This is a genomic window from Vibrio sp. V19_P1S1T109 (assembly GCF_002241375.1).
In the GTDB taxonomy this organism is placed as follows: Bacteria; Pseudomonadota; Gammaproteobacteria; order Enterobacterales; family Vibrionaceae; genus Vibrio; species Vibrio anguillarum.
The window spans coordinates 1-18,855 of the sequence record NZ_NDIM01000242.1; the positions used below are offsets into that span (position 1 = coordinate 1).

The 18,855-nt window shown below is 47.5% G+C and carries 15 protein-coding genes and 1 riboswitch; of the genes, 6 read left to right on the forward strand and 9 right to left on the reverse strand.

The window, feature by feature from the left end; genetic code table 11:
* The first annotated feature begins 145 nt into the window (after positions 1-145).
* A complete protein-coding gene (mgtE, locus tag B9J87_RS12035) occupies positions 146-1,501 on the forward strand; it encodes a magnesium transporter (protein ID WP_013855966.1) in 1,356 nt (451 codons plus the stop codon).
* Between the two features lie 97 nt (positions 1,502-1,598).
* Here mgtE and pmbA read toward each other — a convergent pair whose 3' ends face one another.
* Positions 1,599-2,942, reverse strand: coding sequence for a metalloprotease PmbA (gene pmbA, locus B9J87_RS12040; protein ID WP_010318811.1), 1,344 nt, complete (start codon positions 2,940-2,942; stop codon positions 1,599-1,601).
* Positions 2,943-3,050: 108 nt separating this feature from the next.
* Between pmbA and yjgA the strand changes: the two genes are divergently transcribed.
* Positions 3,051-3,578 carry a ribosome biogenesis factor YjgA gene (yjgA, locus tag B9J87_RS12045; protein ID WP_010318810.1) on the forward strand — a complete coding sequence of 176 codons (528 nt, stop codon included), beginning with the start codon at positions 3,051-3,053 and terminating at the stop codon, positions 3,576-3,578.
* Between the two features lie 55 nt (positions 3,579-3,633).
* Here the strand turns inward: yjgA and thiQ are convergent, their stop codons facing one another.
* The 5 genes from thiQ to mpl form a co-directional block, all read right to left on the reverse strand.
* Positions 3,634-4,338, reverse strand: a complete 705-nt coding sequence (gene thiQ / locus B9J87_RS12050; protein WP_094150920.1) for a thiamine ABC transporter ATP-binding protein — start codon at positions 4,336-4,338, stop codon at positions 3,634-3,636.
* Positions 4,332-5,927: a thiamine/thiamine pyrophosphate ABC transporter permease ThiP gene (gene thiP / locus B9J87_RS12055; protein ID WP_088721311.1), complete on the reverse strand. Its 1,596-nt coding sequence runs from the start codon at positions 5,925-5,927 to the stop codon at positions 4,332-4,334. The genes thiQ and thiP overlap by 7 nt, the downstream gene beginning before the upstream one ends.
* Positions 5,928-5,940: 13 nt before the next feature.
* On the reverse strand, positions 5,941-6,933 hold the full coding sequence (gene thiB, locus B9J87_RS12060; RefSeq protein WP_094150922.1) for a thiamine ABC transporter substrate binding subunit: 993 nt from the start codon (positions 6,931-6,933) through the stop codon (positions 5,941-5,943).
* Between the two features lie 66 nt (positions 6,934-6,999).
* Positions 7,000-7,119: riboswitch (TPP riboswitch) on the reverse strand.
* Between the two features lie 29 nt (positions 7,120-7,148).
* Positions 7,149-7,778 carry a flavin prenyltransferase UbiX gene (locus tag B9J87_RS12065; RefSeq protein ID WP_094150934.1) on the reverse strand — a complete coding sequence of 210 codons (630 nt, stop codon included), beginning with the start codon at positions 7,776-7,778 and terminating at the stop codon, positions 7,149-7,151.
* Between the two features lie 29 nt (positions 7,779-7,807).
* Positions 7,808-9,166 carry a UDP-N-acetylmuramate:L-alanyl-gamma-D-glutamyl-meso-diaminopimelate ligase gene (gene mpl, locus B9J87_RS12070; protein ID WP_064625920.1) on the reverse strand — a complete coding sequence of 453 codons (1,359 nt, stop codon included), beginning with the start codon at positions 9,164-9,166 and terminating at the stop codon, positions 7,808-7,810.
* A 272-nt stretch (positions 9,167-9,438) separates the two neighbouring features.
* On the opposite strand from mpl, the gene fbp reads away from it, so the two are divergent.
* Together fbp and ppa are read left to right on the forward strand one after the other, a co-directional pair.
* Positions 9,439-10,449 (forward strand): class 1 fructose-bisphosphatase, encoded by a 1,011-nt coding sequence (gene fbp, locus B9J87_RS12075; protein WP_013855958.1) that lies wholly within the window; start codon positions 9,439-9,441, stop codon positions 10,447-10,449.
* A 176-nt stretch (positions 10,450-10,625) separates the two neighbouring features.
* Positions 10,626-11,153 (forward strand): inorganic diphosphatase, encoded by a 528-nt coding sequence (gene ppa, locus B9J87_RS12080; protein WP_010318803.1) that lies wholly within the window; start codon positions 10,626-10,628, stop codon positions 11,151-11,153.
* A gap of 216 nt (positions 11,154-11,369) precedes the next feature.
* On the opposite strand, the gene B9J87_RS12090 is transcribed toward ppa, so the two are convergent.
* From B9J87_RS12090 to tamA, 3 genes are read right to left on the reverse strand one after another with little or no spacing between them, the layout of a single operon-like run.
* The gene (locus B9J87_RS12090) at positions 11,370-11,717 is read right to left on the reverse strand and encodes a gamma-glutamylcyclotransferase family protein (RefSeq protein WP_176429522.1); all 348 of its coding nucleotides are present in this window, start codon (positions 11,715-11,717) and stop codon (positions 11,370-11,372) included.
* A gap of 10 nt (positions 11,718-11,727) precedes the next feature.
* The gene (tamB, locus tag B9J87_RS12095) at positions 11,728-15,525 is read right to left on the reverse strand and encodes an autotransporter assembly complex protein TamB (RefSeq protein ID WP_094150938.1); all 3,798 of its coding nucleotides are present in this window, start codon (positions 15,523-15,525) and stop codon (positions 11,728-11,730) included.
* Positions 15,522-17,234 carry an autotransporter assembly complex protein TamA gene (gene tamA, locus B9J87_RS12100; protein ID WP_019282532.1) on the reverse strand — a complete coding sequence of 571 codons (1,713 nt, stop codon included), beginning with the start codon at positions 17,232-17,234 and terminating at the stop codon, positions 15,522-15,524. Before tamA ends, tamB begins: the two co-directional genes overlap by 4 nt.
* Before the next feature lie 167 nt (positions 17,235-17,401).
* Here tamA and msrA point away from each other — a divergent pair, with 167 nt between their 5' ends.
* Together msrA and B9J87_RS12110 are read left to right on the forward strand one after the other, a co-directional pair.
* Positions 17,402-18,040: a peptide-methionine (S)-S-oxide reductase MsrA gene (gene msrA, locus B9J87_RS12105; protein WP_094150940.1), complete on the forward strand. Its 639-nt coding sequence runs from the start codon at positions 17,402-17,404 to the stop codon at positions 18,038-18,040.
* Between the two features lie 114 nt (positions 18,041-18,154).
* Entirely contained in the window at positions 18,155-18,706 is a 552-nt protein-coding gene (locus B9J87_RS12110) for a YtfJ family protein (RefSeq protein ID WP_176429523.1), read from the forward strand.
* Positions 18,707-18,855: the final 149 nt, after the last annotated feature.

Sequence of the window (18,855 nt, forward strand, 5' to 3'; positions counted from 1 at the left end):
GGCTTACACTCCACTCTCCCACAGACAGCGCATGCGCGCCCCTGATAGTCAAAATAAATTCAGTGCTTAATAAGAACTTATTAAATAAGGCCTAGAATTAAGTTACCATTCAACACATTGTAAGAATCCTAAGTAGGGGGAAACCATGGCCGAGCAAATTGAATTTGATCAAGCTCACCTAACCCTCCAAGAAGTCAGCGAAGCTTTAGAAAATGGTCGTTTTGTCCATGTCCGTCGCCAATTGCAGGACATGGAGCCAGAAGATATTGCTCACCTCTTAGAAGCCTCTCCACGTAAAAGCCGGGAGGTGTTATGGCAACTCACCGACCCAGAAGACTACGGTGAAATCCTTGATGAGCTCAACGAAGACGTCAAAGATGCCCTAGTTTCCAAAATGGCACCCGAAAAACTGGCAGAAGCGACCGAAGGCATGGACACCGATGACGTGGCTTATGTACTGCGTAGCTTGCCAGATGACGTGTCACGCGAAGTGCTTTCGCAGATGGACAGCGCTGATCGCCAGCGCGTTGAAACCGCGCTCTCCTATTCAGAGGAAACAGCCGGCGGGATCATGAATACCGACGTGATCACCATTCGTGGTGACGTTGATATTGACGTGGTTTTACGCTATTTACGCATGCGCGGCGATCTACCCGAAGCAACCGATGCACTTTACGTGATTGACGATGAAAGTAAGCTGATTGGGCATCTCTCACTCACCACCTTGCTGACCACGCAACCGGATATTCCAGTAAGTGAAGTCATGGATGATGCCGATGAGGCGATTTTGGTCACCACCAGCGACTCAGATGTTGCCAGCCTGTTTGAACGTCGCAACTGGGTGTCCGCGCCTGTGGTGGATGAAAACCAGCACTTGGTCGGTCGGATCACCATTGATGACGTCGTTGACATCATTCGTGAAGATGCCGAACACTCAATGATGAGCATGGCTGGTATGAACGATGACGAAGATACCTTTGCGCCGGTAGTCAAATCCGCACGTAAACGGACTATCTGGCTTGGGGCAAATGTTTTGGCCGCCCTCGCCGCTGCTTCTGTTTCCAACATGTTTGAAGCAACACTGGATCAAATGGCCGCCATTGCCGTGCTAATGACCATTGTGCCCTCAATGGGTGGTGTCGCTGGTAACCAAACTGTGGCCTTGGTCATTCGTGGTTTAGCATTGGGACATATCGGTGACAGTAACCAACGTGAATTGCTATTCAAAGAAGCCGCGATCGGTTTTTTAAATGGCATCATGTGGGCCACCATTATTGGCGGCATTGTGGTGGCATGGAAAGGCAATTGGATGCTTGGCGGCATCATTTCCGCAGCAATGATGGCCAACCTACTCATTGCCGGGATCGCCGGCGTCACCATCCCAATTTTACTGAAAAAAATGAAAATCGACCCGGCTCTTGCTGGCGGAATGGCGTTAACAACCGTCACCGATGTGGTTGGGCTTTCTGTCTTTCTCGGCTTGGCGACCATTTTGATGTAGCCATATTTTGATGTAACCCGATAGTGATACATACCCAAACCACCCATAAAAAAAGCTTGGTTGTTATACCAAGCTTTTTCATATTCAGCTTAAGCGATTATTCGCCCGCAATTTTCATCGATTCAAGTAAAATAGACCCGGTTTGGATTTGCGAGCGTGTTTCGACATCACTCCCTACCGCCACCATTTGCTGGAACATATCTTTCAAATTACCCGCGATAGTAATCTCAGATACAGGGTATTGAATCACACCGTTTTCAACCCAGAAACCAGCGGCGCCACGCGAATAATCACCTGTCACTGCATTAACACCTTGGCCCATCACTTCAGTGACTAACAAGCCTGTGCCTAACGCTTTAAGCATCTGCTCAAAATTTTGTCCTGTGGATTGAACATACCAGTTATGGATGCCACCCGCGTGACCAGTTGGAGTCATCTTCATTTTACGAGCGGCATAGCTGCTCAGAAGATAAGTAGAGAGCACACCATCGGTAATGATTTGGCGGTCTTGCGTAAATACCCCTTCACTATCAAATGGGCTTGATGCCAACGCACGTAATACATGGGGTTTTTCGGCAATATTGAACCAATCGGGTAAAATTTTCTCGCCTAACTTATCAAGTAAAAAGGAAGATTTACGATACAAGCTGCCACCACTGATCGCCATCACCAAATGGCCAATCAAACCTGTCGCTACATCTGCGGCAAACATCACCGGAACTTTGCCCGTCTTCAGTTTTTTTGCATCTAAACGGCTGATGGTTTTTTCTGCGGCTTGTTGCCCGACCAGCTCTGGCGACCATAAATCGTCGCGGTGACGTGCAACGGTATAGCTATAATCACGCTCCATCTCACCATTTTTACCCTCACCAATCACGCAGCAGCTAATGCTATGACGGCTAGAGGCATAACTCGCGAGCAAACCATGGCTATTACCATACACTTTCACACCGTAATGGCTGTCATAACTTGCGCCATCACTTTGTTTGATCTTGTTGCTGTAAGCTAACGCTTTCTCTTCTGCAGCAATGGCAATTTTAGCGGCCATGTCCGGGTTAGGTTCATCGGGATGGAAGAGATCTAAATCAGGAATATTTCGCACCATTAACTCTTTAGGTGCAGGGCCTGCATAAGGATCCTCAGAAGTGTAAAGCGCAATATCAAGCGCTGCAGCGACCGTCTGCGCAATTGCTTTTTCACTGAGATCTGACGTCGACGCACTGCCTTTACGTTGCCCACGATACACAGTGATGCCTAATGCCCCATCACTGTTAAATTCTACGTTTTCAACTTCACACATTCGCGTCGAAACACTCAGGCCGGTACTTTTGGTGATCGCCACTTCGGCAGCATCAGAACTGAGCGCAGCCATCTCTAATGCCTTGGCAACCGCCGCTTCAAGTTCGATGCGCTGCTGAGCAACTTGTTGTTTTACGTCCATATCTCATCAATTATTAGCAAACAATGTCATTAGGATAACAAGAATTTCGCTTTCTCCCCACGATTCTTGCTAAAATAGCTGACATACATAACTCAATAGATGAAGAAAATGGCGCGTAAGAATCAAAAAGCTCCTTGGGAAGAAGAAGAGGAGATCATTTGGGTTAGCAAAACCGAAATGAAAAACGACATGACTGAGCTACAAAAACTGGGTGAAGAGCTGGTTGCTCTGAAGCCGTCTCAGTTAGCAAAAATCCCGATGTCTGAAGATTTGATGGATGCCATCAAAGATGCTCAGCGTTTTAGCATGGAAGCCAGACGCCGCCAACTGCAATACATTGGTAAAATGATGCGTACCATCGATGCCGAACCGATTCAAGCGGCATTGGATAAACTGCGCAATAAGCATTCACAAAATACCGCCATGCTGCACAAGCTCGAACAGATGCGTGATCGTATTGTGGAGAAAGGTGACAGCGCGATTGAAGATGCGATGGCACTCTATCCAGAGATGGATCGTCAACGTCTGCGCCAATTAGCGCGTCAAGCAAATAAAGAGAAAGCCAACAGCAAACCACCAAGAGCATCACGAGAGATTTTCCAAGTGCTCAGAGAGCATAACGATAAGTCAGTTTAACCTGTCATAATGCTGATTAGACGCAAAAACCTCACCTAAACGTGTGAGGTTTTTTTTATTCCCCCGCACGCACAAAATCACTGAGCTGCGCGTCTGCGTGTTGCGCGGAAAGTGCCTCAATGCGATCACTCACTAACACATGTCCTTGAGCCATAAACGCAAAATGGCTCGCAATCGCTTTGGCATCACTAATATGGTGCGTCACCATCACAACAGTGATCTCTCTTTCTGCGGCTAACTGCTTAACCAAAAGCAGCATCTCTTCTCTGAGTAGCGGATCCAAGGCGGAAAAGGGCTCATCCAGCAGCCAGATAGGATGTGGTTGTACAAAACAGCGCGCCAGAGCAACTCGTTGACGCTGCCCCCCTGAGAGCTGCTCAGGCAAGCGATCAAGTAGCGCTACCAAACCCACTTGCTGCGCGGCGCACTCAACTAACGCCTTTTGCGAAGTGGTTAATTTCAGCCCCGGATGTAACCCAAGGCTAATATTTTCACGCACAGTGAGATGGGCAAAAAGATTGTGCTCTTGAAACAGCATCGAAAAAGGACGCAAGTGTGGCTCCTGCCCAAGTAAGGATTGCCCTTGCACTTGGATATCGCCGCTTTTCGGTGCAATAAAGCCCGCAACTAAGCTCAGTAAAGTCGACTTACCCGCGCCACTTGGCCCCATCAAAGAGAGAATCGCCCCTCGCGGTACAGAGAGCGAAAATTCAAACCACTCCTGTTGATACTCATAATGTACGGCCTTGAGTTCTAACATTGCTTTACCTTTGAATGTGAGTGAAATAACCGCTCAATGAGGGCAAAACACCCTACACTGAGTAGCAACAGCGTAAGAGAAACCACCGCCGCCGCTTGCATTTGGTAACTGCCCAGCAGTTGGAACAGGTAAAGCGGTAAGGTTCTAAACTCTTGGCTACCAAATAGAGCAATCGCACTTAAATCCCCCATTGAGAGCAAAAAGCTGATCGCAAAGGCATGCGCTAAGGGTTTACGCAACGCACGCAGCTCAATCACTTGCAAACGCTGCCACCCTTTAATGCCAAGGCTGGCACATAACCATTGATATTGCTGCGCGATATGCAGCATAGGTTGCGCCAATGTTTTCAACACATATGGCAATGCCATTAATCCATTGACGAAAAAAACCACCCAATACGCTAGGCTAAATGCATCGGTCCAGATACGCAGTAACAGAAAAAGCCCGGTGCTGATAACAAGCCCTGGCGTGACCAAAATAATCGCGCCAATCAACTCTAGTTGGTCCGCCTTACGGTTGTGCTGCTGCAGGCGCCAAGCGCGAGTCGTGATGAGTATGGCAACACCAACCGAAACAGCAACCACGCTTGCCAATAACGCCACTTGTAGTGAAGCCCAAAGCGCACGCCAGAATTGCTCATCGCTCAAGACGTGAAAAAGCTGCGAATTTAAACCGCTCAAGATGACCATCACCAGCGGCGGAAGTACTAACAGCAGCGCAAGAAAGATCCACGCGCCGTCCCAACATTGCGCTTTTCGATTGTCTCGACTAACCACATAATCACTCGCTTGACGCCCTGTGGTTATTGCTAACGGCTTCGCTAGACGTGAAATGGATAGAGACAGCAGCCCGCATAACAGCATCTGCCACAGCGCAAGCAGCGCGCCCGCTTGTAAATCAAAATCAAATTTGATCGCTTGATAAATCGCCAGCTCAATCGTGGTTGATTTAGGCCCGCCGCCAAGTGCCATCACAGTGGCAAAACTGGTAAAACAGAGCATGAACACCAAACCACAGACATGAGGAAGCTGCTGACGCAAACGCGGCCATTCAACCCAACGAAATTTGTGCCAATGACTCATACCAAGATGCGCGCATAACTTATGCTGCTCAGCCGGGATCGACTCTAACGCTTGCAGCAATAAACGGCTGGCATACGGGAGATTAAAAAACAGATGCGCCAGTAAAATACCGTTTAATCCGTAAATGGAAAACGGCAGTTTGCTATCAAACCACGCGAGCAGCGAGGCGAGCAGACCACTATTACCATAAATGGCCAACAAACCAAATACGCCCACCAGCACTGGAAGTACTAAGGTCGTTGCAAACAATTTGATCAGCAGCGCGCGTCCCCAAAATCGACGACGGTAAAGTGCGTGAGCAACAGGAATAGCGAAGCCAACACTGAGCAGCATCGACAAGCTGGCTTGGTAAAAACTAAATTGAGTAACATGGCGATAATACGGGTCTTGCCATAGGTGCATCACATTTAAGCTGGGTGCTTGTAACAGCAACGCCGCTAACGCACTGATGACAAAGGTCGCGACAAGCATCGCGACCCCAATGCCTATTTTAGGAATAGCATTCAAACTTTATCGAACCTTAAAACGTTAAGACGGTTTGCCACTCACGGATCCACGCTTTACGTATCTCAGACACCTCTTGTGCGCTAAAGGTAAGCGCCTTTGGTGGCACAGCCAGCGTTTCAAAACCTTTCGGTAGCGCGACAGACGTCACAGGATACATCCAGTTTCCGGTTGGCATCACCGACTGAAATTGATCACTTAAAATAAAGTGCATGAACTCATCGGCCAATTTGCCGTTATCACTATGTTTTACTTTCGCAGCCACTTCCACTTGCATGTAGTGTCCTTCTGCAAAATCGGCAGCCGCGTACTTGGCGTCATTTTCCGCAATCAAATGATAGGCTGGAGAGGTGGTGTAAGAGAGCACCAGATCGGACTCACCTTTTAGAAACATCGCATAGGCTTCTGACCAACCTTTGGTGACTGTCACCGTCTTATTGGCGAGCTGTTGCCATGCTAAATTGGCTTTCTCACCATAGACAGATTTCATCCACAGCAGCAAACCTTGACCGGGTGTTGAAGTACGCGGATCTTGATAAATCACTTTAAGGTCATCGCGCTTTTCTACCAACTCTTTTAAGCTTTTCGGTGGGTTTGCTAATTTCTCTTTATTGTAAACAAAGGCAAAATAGCCGTAATCATAAGGAACAAATGTTTCATCACTCCAACCACCGGGTAGCGTGACTTGGCCCGTCTCGACATTATGATTTGCCAATAAGCCAGTCTGTTTGGCCTCGGCCATTAAGTTGTTATCTAAACCGAGTACGATGTCTGCTTTACTGTTATTACCTTCAAGACGTAAACGGTTTAGGATCGATACCCCATCATCGAGTGCCACAAACTGAAGATCGCAAGCGCATTGTGCTTCGAATGCTTTTTCAATCGCCGGTCCCGGGCCCCATTCTGATGCGAACGAGTCATAGGTATAAACGGTAAGGATATTGTCAGCGGCATGCGCTGAAAAAGAGGTGATGGTAGCAAGTGCAATGGTATTAAGAGTGGTGTTCAACTGGTCGCTCTCCTTGGTTGAGCGGCACAGGCTTGAGGAGGATGAGAATATTCCATTATTCCTATTCTGAGATCCTAACCCAATTCCTACGCCAGCATTATCTGGTTCAGGTTTACGGGTCCCAAGCTCATGCTTGATCTCAGCAGCATTCATTGAGATGAATGATTTGCTCCCCGTTGAGTGAGGTGGATTGTAATTGGAATTAACGCAATAAGCTACACCGTTGGGCGTGAGTCATATCCCCAACGCGGCACAAGCCCTTGTTCAACGCCTAAATGGTCTAAAATACGCGCCACCATAAAATCGACCAAGCCTTCAATTGACTGCGGCTGATGATAAAAACCGGGGGCAGCGGGCATAATGGTGACGCCCATTTGCGACAACTTGAGCATGTTTTCTAAATGTAAGGTGGAAAACGGAGTTTCGCGCACCACTAACACCAGTTGGCCACGCTCTTTCATCACAACATCGGCAGCACGTTCGATCAAATTATCGGACATGCCATGGGCAATCGCCGCAACGCTGCCTGCCGAACATGGGCACACCACCATCTGTTTTGGCGCGGCAGAGCCCGAAGCCACTGGTGAGAACCACTCTTCTTTGCCGCACACGACAAGCTGTGAGGCATCGCAGTGTAAATGTTCCACTAACGCTGCTTTGGCTCCCTCAGTCCCACTGGGCAACTTCAAACCGTGCTCGGTTGCAAGCACAACGCGCGCGGCCGAAGAGATCAGCAGATACACTCGGTAATCTGCAGCCAATAAACACTCCAACAGACGAAGTCCGTAAGGAGCACCTGAAGCGCCAGTAAAGGCTAAAGTGATGGCTTTCTGTTTTGTTGTCATAACTCTCTATTTCGTTTGTGTCGCTGGCATTACATGGCTTGATTTAATGCAAGTAGGAGCTTGTTATGAATACCTTCAAAGCCACCATTGCTCATCACCAAAATGTGATCGCCCGGCTGGGCTTCCTGCGCAATTTGCGCGACGAAAGCATCAATATCATCATTCACTTGCGCTGGTTGTGAGCATTGGTCAGCCACATCCTGCACCGACCAAGCAAGATTGTTCGGCTGATAGAGATAAACTGAATCGGCTTGCTGTAATGACGCCGCTAAAGTTTGCTTATGCACGCCCAACTTCATCGTAGCCGAACGAGGCTCTAAAACCGCGATAATTTTCTGATCGCCTACCTTGTTACGTAAACCACCCAAAGTAAGTTCAATGGCCGTTGGATGATGAGCAAAATCGTCATACAACGTAATACCGTTCACTTCGCCTTTAAGCTCTAAACGACGTTTGGTATTGATAAATTTGCCCAAAGCTTGACAGGCTAAATCTGGAGTGACCCCTACGTGACGCGCCGCGCCAATCGCCATTAAGGCGTTATCGACATTATGATCGCCAACCAAATCCCAAGTTACGCGCCCCACACGTTCATTGTCAAAGAACACATCAAATTGCGAACCATCACGCGTGATTTTTTCAGCTTTCCACTGCGCTTGCTCACCGGTAAACTCAGTTTCGCTCCAGCAGCCACGTGCGAGAACATCCGCTAATGCGCGCTCTTTTTGCGGAGCAAAAATACGGCCATTGCCCGGAACAGTGCGCACTAGATGATGAAATTGGCGCTTAATCGCTTCAAGATCGTCAAAAATGTCCGCATGATCAAACTCTAAGTTATTCAACACTAAAGTGCGTGGGTGATAATGGACAAACTTAGAACGCTTATCGAAAAAAGCGCTGTCATATTCATCGGCTTCAACCACAAAAAACATGCTTTCGCCCAAACGCGCAGAAATGCCAAAGTTGCCAAGTACGCCTCCCACCAAAAAGCCCGGTTGGTAACCGCAATCTTCTAAGATCCACGCCAACATGCTCGACGTGGTGGTTTTACCGTGTGTACCAGCCACCGCAAGGACCCAGCGGTCATGTAACAGGAACTCTTGCAACCATTGCGGGCCAGAGGTGTAACGCAAGTTGTGGTTCAGCACATATTCAACACACGGATTGCCGCGACTCATGGCGTTGCCAATCACCACCAAATCAGGCTTGGGCTCTAATTGAGCAGGGTCAAAGCCTTCGATAATCTCGATCCCTTGAGACTCCAATAACGTACTCATCGGTGGGTAAACGTTGGCGTCGCTGCCGGTAACTTTATGACCTAATTGCCGTGCTAAAACGGCAACACCGCCCATAAACGTACCGCAAATCCCAAGAATGTGAATATGCATAAATCCTAGCCTCGCACATGGCGTTGTGAGTGATTGCCTCCATTATCACCATCCATTTAAGAAAAGCGAGCATGTTTGCAACTTCTAAAAAGTCGACAAACAAATTGAGATCTCAATCTGTTACTTCATTACCATTAAAAAGATCTAAGCCCTAAAATCGCAGTGTTACCCAAACGTTATCAAATGGGTGCCTCGTTTCGGCCGACATCCCAACAAGAGGATGCGTTGTGAAACAATCACTTCCCCCTATATAGCTATGTTAAGGAAATAACATGTCTGAGATTCGCACTCTTGGCGAGTTTATTGTTGAGAAACAACATGACTTCCCCCACGCAAGCGGTGATCTTTCATCTCTGTTGTCCTCTATTCGTCTTGCGGCAAAAATTGTTAATAGAGAAATCAACAAAGCAGGCCTTGCTGATATTACCGGTGCAGTTGGTACGGATAATATTCAAGGCGAAGAACAACAAAAACTCGATGTCTACGCCAACGAAAAATTTAAAGCGGCGCTTGAAGCGCGCGATCAAGTGTGTGGTGTCGCCAGTGAAGAAGAAGATGAAGCGGTTGCGTTCAGCAAAGAGCTCAACAAAAACGCAAAATACGTGGTGTTGATGGACCCGCTGGACGGCTCATCCAACATCGATGTCAATGTCTCTGTCGGCACGATTTTTTCTATTTATCGCCGCGTATCGCCAGTCGGCACGCCACCAACACAAGAAGACTTCTTACAACCCGGTAATAAACAGGTTGCGGCTGGTTATGTTATTTACGGCTCTTCAACCATGTTGGTGTATACCACCGGCAACGGCGTGAATGGCTTTACTTATGATCCGTCACTCGGCACTTTCTATCTTTCACACCCCAATATGATGACCTTCGATGATGGTAAAATTTACTCCATCAATGAAGGTAACTACATCCGCTTCCCAACCGGCGTCAAAAAATACATTAAATATTGCCAAGAGAATGTGCCTGAAGATAATCGCCCTTACACGTCACGTTACATTGGTTCGCTAGTGGCGGATTTTCACCGTAACCTGCTCAAAGGTGGGATCTATCTATACCCAAGCACGCAAAGCCATCCAAACGGCAAGCTGCGTCTATTGTATGAATGCAATCCTATGGCGTTTTTGATTGAACAAGCAGGCGGTATTGCTTCTGACGGTGTCAATCGCGTGTTGGATATTAAGCCGACAGAACTGCATCAACGTGTGCCATTCTTCTGTGGTTCAAAAAATATGGTCCATAAATTGGAAGAGTTCTTGGAACTCAATCGCGATTAAATCAGCTCAATGAGCGCCTAACTCTAGGCGCTTTTTTATCGATAAATATGAGGCAAGACTCTCTTTTTACGGTTTACACCGTTTCCTATTTACCGCTAAAGTTGCAACACAAGCGTTTACGTTCTGTTAATCAACCCAAAACAATTCAAGTCCAGCGACGAAAAAGGAAATGCTAAATGAGCTTAAACAACGTTCCGGCAGGAAAATCACTGCCTGATGATATTTACGTGGTGATTGAAATTCCAGCCAACGCCGACCCAATCAAATACGAAGTCGACAAAGAATCTGGCGCGGTATTTGTGGACCGTTTCATGTCTTCACCTATGTTCTACCCATGCAACTACGGTTATGTGAATCACACCTTATCGCTCGATGGCGATCCTGTCGATGTGTTGGTGCCCACGCCTTATCCGCTCATGCCAGGATCGGTGATTCGCTGCCGCCCAGTTGGCGTATTGAAAATGACCGATGAGTCTGGTGAAGATGCCAAAGTGGTGGCGGTTCCTCACTCCAAGCTCACCAAAGAGTACGACCACATTCAAGACGTAAATGACCTGCCAGCACTATTGAAGGCGCAAATTACACAGTTCTTTGAACGCTATAAAGAGCTTGAAGCGGGCAAATGGGTCAAAGTCGATGGATGGGAAGATGCCGCTGCCGCGCGAGCTGAAATCCTGACTTCATTTGAACGCGCTCAAAAATAGTCACGATAGTTATATACCCAAACAACTTGGAGTTGCAGGTAGGCGGCAAGTGAGTGAGTCCCCATGAGCATAGGCAAACTATGTGATTGGGGTGAACGAACGTAGCCAACACCGCTGCAGCTTCAAGTAGGAAGGGTATAAGTGTCGTTATAAATAAAAAGCCACATCCTGCTAATGCGCGATGTGGCTTTTTATTTCCATTTTCAACGCCGTTCGTTACACCCGTTGGCACCAGTCTCCAGAACTAATCACAGCAGTAAGACGGCTGTGATCTTGATAGAGATAAATCCACGCACGGCCAAATGGGGTTTCGATCGTTTCACGGCGATATTCGATGGGAATATCTTCTAAAAGATAGAGTTTTGCTAGTATCTGCTCATCCACTCGATATACCTCACCGACTATCGATTGCTGTCCCTGAGCCAAGCCAGGATATGGACCTAGATCATACAGCGCATAGTCAGCTGGCGTGTAGAACGATCCTAACATTTCGCTTGTCTCAAGCAGATGCGCATTACTTTCACCACGGCGTAATGTGCCGTAGACAAAAACCAGATGTTGCATATGACTGTCCCTAGTTAAATTCAAACTGATACAAAAGATCCACCGCGCTATCTAAGCCGGATACCGCTTCAACGTACAAATCCCTCATCAAGCGGTAACGCACGGTAAATTCGCCCACCGAGCTGAAAATACCAACACCATATTTCACTTGTAGCCCCGGTAAAATATAGCCGCTTACCGTCACTTGTGAATCATCACCGGAACCGGCCGTATCCAATTGCAGATCTTGCACACCGAAGGCTTGACCAATTTCGCCCACCACCTTACCGCTTTGTGCCAAGCTCAAACCAATCAGTGCAGTGGTCATCGCATTGCCACCCGCCTCGCCATCAATATTCTGACCACGAAGTAGGTAAGAAAGTGCATTAGCTTGTGGCATCGCGGGTTCTGAAAAAATGGAGACTATGGGTTCATCGGCAGAGCCGGTCACGTTTACCCCTGCAATCACGCCATCTTGTGTGTTATCCGGGTTGCGCACCGCTTTAATCGAAACATAAGGTTGATCAACCGGTCCATTCATTAAAATTTTGCCTTCTTGGATCAGCAAATCTTGTCCAAAGGATCGATACGAACCATTTTGGATATTTACTTCTCCAGTAATAAAAGGACCTTTATCCTTTTGCGCCACATTGAGGCGGCCAATCAAGCCGCCTTGCAAACCAAAGGCACTGAGCCGGAAATCATCACCAATCGAGATGTTTACATTCGTTTCAACGTTAAATGGCATGGCGCTTTGCTCGCTCACAGGCTGTAAAGCAGCGTCCAATATCACTTGATCTTTGGAGACACCAATCGCGCTCGGAGGCAACTCTTCTACCACGATGCGTCCCCAAGGCAGGTTAATATTCCCCGTCACAGTGGCCAGTTGAGGTTCTAGTGTGATGCTCATATCTGGGATAACTTTAATCTTGACGATAGGCGGCAGATCCACCAATAGCTCATCGGCCAACACGCGCAGGTTGGCACGCCACTGCTCCATTTTCTGCCAGTCGGCATCCCCCTTGATACTCAACTCGCCATCCGCAGTTTGAATCGCAGCATTGAGCAAGGCTTGGTAACCATTAAAGTCCATCGCCACTCGGCCCGAGGTAACATCCAGCGGCGAAATATCGCCTTTGACGACAATGTCATCCACCACCACGCTGCCCATCACTTTCGGGTGCAACATCGGCCCACTGAAGGCAAGTTGACTGCTAATCTTCGATTTCGCTTGGCTATAATCCCCAAGCAGCGGCTGTAGAAAATCAATATTAAAAGTGGAAAGCGTTAATGCGCCATCCATCATTTTTTCTTTTGCCATTAGATCCGCAATAGTGATTTGCCCCGACAGATCGCCATTATCGGTCACATCCACTAGCCAACGAGCAAACAGCTTGTTCTGTTCAAGCGTACTTTCAATAGTGACGCTATCCCAACCTAAAGTAATGGCTTGGTCGATGTGCTGCGTGACTGCACCTTGGCTTAAGCTGAGTGACACTTTCGCTTGAGGCGCAGTATTGGGCGCCCATTGAGCTGTGAGACTGACATCGGCTTGGCCTTTAAGTTGAGTCTCTTGCGGTAAAAACATTGCGATTTGCTGAAAATCAAAATGGTTGAGAGAGAGCTCGGCCGCACCACTTTGCCCCACAGTCGCGTCTTTATCTAAGCAGAGCGATGCTCCCTCTTGCTGCCAACAATGCGCGGCAATCGTAGCTTGTTGTTTCTCGATATTAACCGCAACAGGTGTCGCTTGGTTTAATAGCCACGGCCCTTGTTCTGTGGACAGTTGTACTCGTTCCAGCGCACCTTGCCACTGCATCGTCGGCTTATCTTCAAAAGATCCGCTGATCGCCAAGCTGGTTGAAATCAGATTTGAAATGACGTCTAAGCTCAGTTGATGCTGCGCCTGCGTACCTGAAAAACGCAAGTCCACACTATCAACTAACTGCTGCTGGTAGCTCAACTGGCTCGCCTGCAATTTCACTTCGGCTTGTGGCACAGGAAGTGGCGTAACATCACCAGTTAAAGTCACCTGCTTTAAAGTCGCTTGTTGCTGCCAAGCAAGATCATTTGCATTGAGGCGCAGCTTGATTTGTGGCTGCTGTAAATCACCACGCAGATAAATATCGCCAATCACTTTGCCGTGCAAATCAGGAACACTTTTCACCAGATCCGCAAAATCAACCGATAAGCCCATACGCCACTCTTTATCCAGCTCACCTTTGGCCGTAATCTGGTTGGGTCCATGGGCTAACGTTAAGCCGCTGGTCGACACAGTAAAAGCGCCTTTCCCTGTCATATCTGATGCGTTTAATTGACCTTCAATATTCAGTGGGTAACCACGCAACACACCCTCAATATCCAAAATAGGCAGCGCAACGTTCCAACCGCCCTGCTCGGTAAGCTCACCCGTAGTTTCGAGCTTACCGCTGATCACGCCTTCGGCTTGCGGCCACTGTAATCCCGGCTGAATCTGCTCTAAATTCAGCGCCGCTTGCCAGTGAATTGGGGCTTGCCAGTTGGCCATCACTTGGCCAGCAATTTGCCCCCCTAAGGTGTCGATTAGCAAAGAATCTAAGTTGATTTGCTGTAAAGTGCCTTTACCAGCCACATCCAGCGTCACATCGGGCAGATCTTTACCTTGCAATTGGCCATTGAGCGCCACGCTATATCCGTCGAGTGAGCCTTGAGTTTTTAAACTCGGCACGCGAACAAAATAGTCTCCTTGCCCAATCAATGGCCACTGTGCTTGAACATCATCCAACGAAATATCAAACGGGATCTCAGGTTGCAGTAGCGCCAATTGCGCATTTAAGTTTGCTTGCGCAAGCCCGCCCAATTTCGCGTTGAGCGTTAAATCACCCAAGCTACCCGAAGCCTCTAGCGCCAGTGTTTGCCCCTGAGCTTCGGCCATTTTGAGCGTGCTTTTTAAAGAGAGATTGAGCGGATAGTCTCCCTTCAACTGCGCATCAGCTTTTAGGTTGGCAATCAATTGTGGCAGCTCAAGCTCAAGTGATTTTAATGAAACACTGCTCTGATAAGCATTGGCGACCAAACCAAGACGCTTGACAACCAAAGGCTCAGCTTGCTCAAGAGTAAACTGATTGATATCAAAACGCTCCACTTCCAATTGCAGCGGAATGATCACCTCTGGCAAGGTGATGGGCGTTTTCACCGCAGGTGCCGCCGTCGATGATACGGTTGTGGATTGAGTGGATTTGGATTGTGCGCTTGAGGCTGAATCGACATCTTCATTGGTCGCAAGCTTCAGTTGAATATCGCTCCAACTGGTTTTGCCAATCCGTAAGCGATTACCTTGAAATGAGGCATGGGTAGAAAATTGCTTCCATGCCAGCGTATTACCCAAAATATCCAGCTGAATATCATTGAGCTCCACACGGCCAACCTTAATTGGCACCGGTGTAGAGATTGACGTAATGGGATCAGAGGCAGACGAAGGCTCACCTTGCGTCGAAGGGGGAAGCTCTGGCAGTGCCAGCTTTAAGCCACTGATCGCAAGTTCATTTAAGCAAATTGAAGGCTCCAATAAGCAGCTAGCACTTATGGCTAATGTCACGCGCTGCACATCGAGATCGATCTTTAATGCTTCATCGGAAAAGGTGACTTGGTTGAGCGTGAAACGTGGAAAAATTGCACCTTGAGCGCTGGCAACCTGCAGTTGTGGCAGCGCTTTTTGCGCTCCCCACAGCAGACCGTTAAGCCCTGTGTTGGTAAACAACAAGGCTGCGAGTGCAATAAATACCGCGCCCAACAAGGTGAATAAAATCGCCGATGCCCATTTGGTTATCTTCAACATCACTTTGGTCATAGTTCAGGCCCCAAGGTGAAATGCAGCTGAAATTCATCGCCGGGATTGGCGTCAAGCCCCCATGCAAAATCTAAGCGGATCGGTCCAACCGGAGAAGCCCAGCGAATCCCGGCTCCCACACCAGTTTTCCAATCCGGCGAGTTATTAAAGGCATCGCCGTAATCGACAAACAGTGCACCCCACCAATTTCCAACCAAACGATATTGATACTCCAACGAACTGGTGGCGATGTATTTGGCCCCAGTCAGTGCGCCGCTGGCATCTTTAGGTGAGATAGATTGATAGCTATACCCTCGTAAATTGTTATCGCCACCAGCAAAGAAGCGCAGAGAAGGTGAGAGTTTGTCAAACTCTTCACTGAAGTTTGCGCCGCCGTCTAAACGCAATAAACCACGATGGTTTTGCCCAGCGCTACGTATCCAAGCCGTGCCCGCCAACAACCGCACCACACGCGTTTCAGAGACGAAATTTGGATCGCCATACTCAAGTGTGATGCTCTGTTTATCGCCCCACATCGGCATTGAACCACCACGAACACGCGTACGAGAATAGGTCGCTCCCGGTAATACAAACTGGCCGACATCGCTTTGCAAACCTTGTTCGTAGTTTTCTATCAAATAACGAACGAATAGGGTTCGATGCCAACCACCATCACGCAGCCAGTGGCGTTCAAACGATAAGTTAGACTCCAAACTCTTCGTATCACGGTTATCGACATTCTTCATTCCATACTGAATTCGATAATATTCACGCCGCACATCTTCTAGCGGTATTTTGTAGCCAGCGGTAATGGTCTGCTCTGGGGCAGAAAGGGAGAAGCTGCTATCAAAACTGTGGCCGAGGCTGTTAACCCAAGGTTTCTTCCACTTGAATGAACCACGCACTCCCACATCCGTTGAGTAACCTAAACCGGTTTCAAGCTGATTTCGAGCTTGCGGTGCAAGGGAAACCTTCATCGGCAGTTCGCGACCGTTCTCCAGTTGGCTAAGATCGGGTTCAACAAAAACAGAGGAAAACCAATCGGTATTGGATAAGTTTTGGTTATATTCCCCTACCTTGGAAACAAGGTAAGGATCATTGGTTTTATAGGGCTGAAGCGAGCGAACTCGCTGATCTTCAATTTGGCTGCCAGTAATGAGCGAAGGACCAAAATGGTAACGAATACCACTGTTAAAATGAAGGCGTACGAAAGCTTCATTCAACTCTGGCGCAACTTCCAAACGGCTTAATTCAAAATTCCCGTTAAAATAACCTTTTTGCAACGCTAAGTTACGGATACCCGATTTCAAAGCATCGTACTGGCCATGATTAACCGCCGCGCCCACTTTAAGGGCATTGCGGTTAATGAGATTGGCAAAATCAGCATCAGATTCAGCTTCCCCGCTAATCACCACATCCATCTCTTTAATGGTTGTTAGCGGTCCAGGATTGATATTGACCATCAGCTCTTGCTCATCGCTCACCACCACAAACTCAAATTGAGGATGGTAGTAACCCAGCGCGACAAGCGCTTCCGTCATGCTTTTCTCTAAACGAGATTGAAAACGAAGATGCGTTGAATAGTCGCTCTCTGGAATCGACGATAAATAGGCTTCAACGTTGTTTTCTAATTCACCCTCTAAACCATTAATGGTTAACGCCACCTTGGCATACGCCGAAGTGGAAATAAGTAGCATCGTGAATAGAACTGGTAATGATTTTCGTCTCATGCTTAATTAAAGGAACAGTTGAGTAAACAGATCGTTAATGGATGGAAATCATACCGCCAATAGCAAGCTCCGTCTGTATGAAATCAGTCAATTATTCGGGCTGAATGTGAAACAGTGGCTCAACAACAATAAATAAAGCCAAAAATCGGTACACAAAAGGAAAGCTCATGCTCAATAAACAAACAATGGTCAGCGCACAAACAGCACTGACAGGACGAGAAACCCCTATGTCAGTGGAGGAAATTCATTACGTTAACCACAGCAACATCACTGAGCAGCCTAATGAGCATCAGCAACAAATAGTGATTGGCATGGGCTGTTTTTGGGGCGCTGAACGCTTATTTTGGCAACTCGATGGTGTGGTGTCGACTTCAGTAGGCTATGCCGGCGGCTTTACCCCAAACCCAACTTACGAAGAAGTATGCAGTGGTGAAACTGGCCATACTGAAGTGGTACGCGTAATCTTTGATCCACAGCGCTTGCCATTAGAAAAGCTATTAAGTCATTTTTGGGAAAAGCACGATCCGACCCAAGGCATGCGTCAAGGTAACGATAAAGGCACTCAGTATCGCTCCGCTATCTATACCTATTCAGAACAACAACAGCAAATAGCACAAGCCTCAAAGCAGCGATACCAGCAGGCGTTGTCAGCCAGTCAACGAGCCTTAATTACCACCGAAATTGCACCCGCTGGTCCTTACTACTACGCCGAAAGCTATCATCAACAATATTTAGCTAAAAATCCGAATGGTTATTGTGGGTTAGGAGGAACAGGCATCTGCTTCCCACCCCAGCTCAGCGAATAAAGCGTGTAGAATTGAGGCTTTGTTAGCATTTTGTTAACCGCTTAATGGCCTCTTTTCGTGGTTTTATTGATTCTATGCTATACCTTTGTTGCTCAACTAAAAGGGACCCCTACAATGAAAAGTAAACGAGTGATCGCCATTCTAATGGCCTGCTGTCCAGCGCTTGCCATAGCACACAACATTACCCAAGGTCAGCGAGTTGCTGATGTTTCAGTGGAAAAATATGGTGAAATCATCCTACAAGATGATAAAACGGCCTTTAAAACTTGGGATACCAGCCAACTGCTAGGCAAAGTGCGCGTCATTCAAGCCATTGCTGGTCGCAGCAGTGCTAAAGCGTTAAATGCACCATTGATGGCCGCCATTACGGCCGCACAATTTCCCGCAGAAAGTTATCAAACCACCTCGATCATCAACCAAGATGATGCGATTTGGGGCACTGGATCGTTTGTCAAATCTTCCGCTCAAGACAGCAAGAAAGAGTTTCCGTGGTCTTCCATGGTGCTAGATGAAGCGGGAAATGTAGCCAAAGCGTGGGATTTAAAAGAGGAATCATCAGCGATCATCGTTCAAGACAAGCAAGGTAAAGTACTGTTTGTTAAGGAAGGTGCATTGAGTGATGAGGAAATTCAAACGGTTTTAGGCTTGATCAAACAGAATTTATAATAACCTTAGGTGGCCGATAACACGGCTGCCTTTGCTAAACATATCGTGGTGAAAGGTGCTTTTATAAAAATAAGAGTACGCTTTATTCTCACAATATTGTTATATTATAACAATTATCATTTTACTACTGTATTGGTTTGATGTTTACC

Excerpts from the sequence above, each read along its gene's own strand:
- thiQ (WP_094150920.1), bottom strand. The coding sequence starts at position 4,338 with ATGTTAGAACTCAAGGCCGTACATTATGAGTATCAACAGGAGTGGTTT.
- mgtE (WP_013855966.1), top strand. The coding sequence starts at position 146 with ATGGCCGAGCAAATTGAATTTGATCAAGCTCACCTAACCCTCCAAGAA.
- mpl (WP_064625920.1), bottom strand. The coding sequence starts at position 9,166 with ATGCATATTCACATTCTTGGGATTTGCGGTACGTTTATGGGCGGTGTT.
- tamA (WP_019282532.1), bottom strand. The coding sequence starts at position 17,234 with ATGAGACGAAAATCATTACCAGTTCTATTCACGATGCTACTTATTTCC.
- B9J87_RS12110 (WP_176429523.1), top strand. The coding sequence starts at position 18,155 with ATGAAAAGTAAACGAGTGATCGCCATTCTAATGGCCTGCTGTCCAGCG.
- B9J87_RS12090 (WP_176429522.1), bottom strand. The coding sequence starts at position 11,717 with ATGCAACATCTGGTTTTTGTCTACGGCACATTACGCCGTGGTGAAAGT.
- ppa (WP_010318803.1), top strand. The coding sequence starts at position 10,626 with ATGAGCTTAAACAACGTTCCGGCAGGAAAATCACTGCCTGATGATATT.
- B9J87_RS12065 (WP_094150934.1), bottom strand. The coding sequence starts at position 7,778 with ATGACAACAAAACAGAAAGCCATCACTTTAGCCTTTACTGGCGCTTCA.
- tamB (WP_094150938.1), bottom strand. The coding sequence starts at position 15,525 with ATGACCAAAGTGATGTTGAAGATAACCAAATGGGCATCGGCGATTTTA.
- fbp (WP_013855958.1), top strand. The coding sequence starts at position 9,439 with ATGTCTGAGATTCGCACTCTTGGCGAGTTTATTGTTGAGAAACAACAT.
- pmbA (WP_010318811.1), bottom strand. The coding sequence starts at position 2,942 with ATGGACGTAAAACAACAAGTTGCTCAGCAGCGCATCGAACTTGAAGCG.
- msrA (WP_094150940.1), top strand. The coding sequence starts at position 17,402 with ATGCTCAATAAACAAACAATGGTCAGCGCACAAACAGCACTGACAGGA.
- yjgA (WP_010318810.1), top strand. The coding sequence starts at position 3,051 with ATGGCGCGTAAGAATCAAAAAGCTCCTTGGGAAGAAGAAGAGGAGATC.